The sequence below is a fragment of the Streptomyces sp. SAS_272 genome (assembly GCF_052543235.1).
On record NZ_JBMNDR010000191.1, the window covers coordinates 1 to 3515 of the forward strand.

At 72.5% G+C, this 3515-nt stretch carries 3 protein-coding genes and 2 pseudogenes; 4 read left to right on the forward strand and 1 reads right to left on the reverse strand.

Annotated features, from left to right (window positions below; genetic code table 11):
* Positions 1–246: 246 nt before the first annotated feature.
* The 4 genes and pseudogenes from ACN6LD_RS41975 to ACN6LD_RS41990 form a co-directional block, all read left to right on the forward strand.
* Positions 247–750, forward strand: a pseudogene (locus ACN6LD_RS41975) (RNA polymerase sigma factor); the annotation flags it as partial.
* Positions 751–1024: 274 nt separating this feature from the next.
* Complete coding sequence (locus tag ACN6LD_RS41980) at positions 1025–2008, forward strand: CU044_5270 family protein (RefSeq protein ID WP_445045916.1); 984 nt, start codon at positions 1025–1027, stop codon at positions 2006–2008.
* Between the two features lie 12 nt (positions 2009–2020).
* Positions 2021–2410, forward strand: coding sequence for an AMP-binding protein (locus ACN6LD_RS41985; RefSeq protein ID WP_445045917.1), 390 nt, complete (start codon positions 2021–2023; stop codon positions 2408–2410).
* Positions 2407–3321, forward strand: coding sequence for a hypothetical protein (locus ACN6LD_RS41990; protein WP_445045918.1), 915 nt, complete (start codon positions 2407–2409; stop codon positions 3319–3321). The genes ACN6LD_RS41985 and ACN6LD_RS41990 overlap by 4 nt, the downstream gene beginning before the upstream one ends.
* A 104-nt stretch (positions 3322–3425) precedes the next feature.
* Here ACN6LD_RS41990 and ACN6LD_RS41995 read toward each other — a convergent pair.
* Positions 3426–3515: pseudogene (locus ACN6LD_RS41995) on the reverse strand (IS5/IS1182 family transposase); the annotation flags it as partial.

Consider the following 3515-nt stretch of genomic DNA (forward strand, 5'->3'; position numbering starts at 1 on the left):
CGCATGAGGAGCGCCATGACGCCGCCGACGCAGAAGAACGCGAACGACGTGACCAGGTACAACGTACCGATGGTCTTGTGGTCGGTGGTCGTCAGCCACCGCACCGCCCTGATGCCCCTGAGGTCTTCGATTTGCTTCACGCCCTGCCTGTGTCCGCATCCGGCCCGCCCGTCACACTCGAACGACGCGAGGAACCTCACGAAGGAAGGGTGTGACGATCCCGGCGGTGCCGGACACGAAACGAACATGAGCAACGACGAGATCTTCGCCGCTGCCTACCGCGAGCACTACTGGGCCGTCAGCCGCTACATCGCGCGGCGTCTGCCCGAACGGCCCGACGAGGTGGAGGAAGTGGTGGCGGAGGTGTTCACGGTCGCCTGGCGCCGTCGGCATGACCTGCCGGACGCGCCGCTGCCCTGGTTGTACGGGGTGGCCCGTAACTGCCTGTCGAACGCGGTACGCAGCTACGGGCGCAGGCGCCGGCTGGTGGGCCGGCTGGGCAACGACGAGGCCGCGCACAGCCGACACATCGTGGACAGTCCCGACACCGAAACGCCCGGCGCCTGGGTGCGCGAAGTCCTGAACCGTCTCTCCGGCCCTGACCAGGAGATACTGCGCCTGGCGGCGTGGGAGGAGCTGGACGCCGGACAGATCGCGGTCGTCCTGGGCTGCGGCAGCCGCGCGGCGACGATGCGGCTGCACCGTGCTCGCCGTCGGCTGCGCGCCGAGATAGAGCGCATCCGCCCCTCAGCGCTCACGCCGGGCACACCGACCGATCGGCATGCGCGCGCCATGACACAGGAGGACGTGGCGCCGACCGGGCCCGGCATTCACGAGAGCCCACCCCACGGGACGCCCACGGGCGTCGCGCCTCCGCCGCCCGGGCCCGCCGAAGGCGCGGACACGGTACGTCCGGTCGGGACCGACGCCGAGTCGTCCGCCGCGGAGAACGGTCAAGGACCGCGATGGTCCCGATCCGCGTCCAGCGCGCCCGCTGCCGTCCCGCTGTGCAAGGACCCTCGCCATGTCTGACGAACTCGACCTCCTCCGCGACGCCGACCCGGTGCCGGACCAGGCTCCGCACTTCGGCGACGGCCCGCTGGACCACCGTGCCGAACGCCGGCTGGCCTCACTGCTCGGCCAGGACCGCCGCCGGCTACGGCCTCCGCGCGCCCGGTGGCTGTGGAGCCTCGCCGCCACAGCCGTCGTGCCGGCCGTCGCCCTTGTCGCCGTCCTCGGCGGCCCGGGGGGACCGCCCGCCGTCGCCGCACCTCGCCCCCTGACCGTCCAGCCCCGTTCCGCCCCCGTCCCCCTGGCGCAGATGGTCGCGCTGGCGGACGCGGCCGCCGCGGCCGGCTCCCCCGGACTGCGCAGGGGCACCCACGTCCAGTCGTGGAGCCTCGGCATGAGCGAAGACGGGCCGCCCGTGACTCTGCCCGAGGAGCGGGTCGTGCGCTGGAACCCCGACGACAGCCGCACCGAGGTCGTCGTGGCGACCGACCCTGATCGTCCGGGCCGTCCCGTTCTCACCGACGAGGGCGACACACCGCACCTCGTCTCGGACGGTCACGTGCTGAGTCGGACCACCTATCCGCCGAGCTGGAGCGACGCACCACCGCAGGCACGCCCTCCGCACTCTCCGGCCGCCTTGCGGGCCTACCTCACCGAGATGGCCCACACTCATACGAAGGCCCCCCTGACCACCAGCCAGCTCCTCGACGCCGCACAGGAGTTGCTGGGGCACTGGACGCTCGGCGCCCGCGAGTCGGCCGCACTGGTCCGTCTCCTGGCCGACGCCGGGGATCTGCGGCCGGCGGGACGGCTGACGGACCGGCTCGGACGGCCGGGGGAGGCATACGTGTACAGCGGCACGGGCGTCCGGCGCATGCTGATCCTCGACCCCCGCACCGCAACCGTCCTCGGCCTGGAGACCACCGCCGCCCGGGACGACCCGGAATACGGGGTGAAGGCCGGGGACGTGCTGGATTACAGCGCCTGGTTGCGCTGACCCCGTTGCGCCGTGCCGTCGACGCTGCCGCACCGCCACGTCCCCATCGGCCTTCCGATCGCGGGCACCGAACTGATGGTGGTCGACGAGGACGGCCACACCTGCGCCCCTGGCGCATCCGGTGAACTCCTCATCGCCGGAACCGGCCTCACCCCCGGCTACCTCGGCGAGCCCGAGCTCACCGCCGCTGCGTTCGCCGAACGGGACGGCCGCCGCTGGTACCGCAGCGGCGACCGCGTGCGCCGCAGGGCCGACGGGGTGCTGTGGTCGCAGCCTGTTCGCCGACGAACTGACCGGCCCCTCTCGGCACCGGCGGCCCGATCACGCTGGCCGGCCGCACCGCGCGCGCCGTCGAACACGCCGCATCCCTCGGCGCCCGCTGCGTCTCACTGGCGGGCGTGATCCCGTCCCTGACCGGCTACGGCTACGGCTACGACGTCCTGCGCGAAACGACGGCGACCGGCGCCACTCCGACGGCCGCCGCCCTCACCACCGGGCACGCGACCACGACCGTCGCAGTCGTCAAGACCGTCCACGCCGCCCTCGCCGCAACCGGCCGCGACCTGGGCGAACTCACCCTCGCCGTGGTCGGCTGCGGTTCCATCGGCACGTCGTCGCTACGCCTGCTCCTCGCTCGCAGCCCGCACCCGCCGGCCCGTCTCCTGCTCTGCGACCTGCCCGGCAGCGCTCCCCGCCTCCACGACCTTGCGGCGGAACTCTCGGCCGGGTGCCCCCAGACGCCCGTACAGGTCGTCGAAGCGGAGGACGCCAGGACCCTCCCCGCCGAGATCTACCAGACAGCCGACGTCATCGTCGCAGCGGTCAACGGCAGCACGACGACCCTGGTGGACGTGGACCTGCTGCGGCCCGGCACGATCGTCGTGGACGACTCCTTCCCGCACTGCTTCGACACGGCGCGAGCCTTGCACCGTATGCGTGACGCCAAGGACGTGCTGATCCTCGGCGGCGGTCTACTAGCCCTGGATGCCACCGAGACCCACCTGGCACCGGACCTCCCGGCCACGGCCCTCACCGGCCACGCCACCGCACGCACCCAGCACCATCCCGCCCTTCACCTCCCCGGCACCCTTGCCTCCTGCCGTCTGGAGTCCCTCCTGCACGCCTGGCTCGCCGTCGGGGACTCCGGCACGCAACTCCCCCTGATCCACGGTCTCGTCGACCTGCCACGGGCCCTCGCCCACTGGGACGCCGCCGAGGCCGCCGGCGTCCGTCCGGCCCCCCTCCACCTCCTCGACCACGCCGTCTCACCGGAGGCCCTACGTGTCCTGCCCCCATCGCAGCGACCCCGCTGAAGCGGTCTGTCTTCGGCGACGTCCGAAGAGGGGACTGTCAAGCGATCACGGAGGCCGCGGCGGCGGCCTTCGGACTCGGACGACTCGGACGACACTGAGCCTCTTCAGCGTTGCTGCTCCAGGGTGAGGATGGCCTTGGCGATTGACGTCATGCGGTTGGGGCTGCACCGGGATCTGCGGAAGATGCGCCAGGA

What these genes read in the sequence shown, in the direction of transcription:
- ACN6LD_RS41980 (WP_445045916.1), top strand. Translation starts at nt 1,025, where the DNA reads ATGTCTGACGAACTCGACCTCCTCCGCGACGCCGACCCGGTGCCGGAC.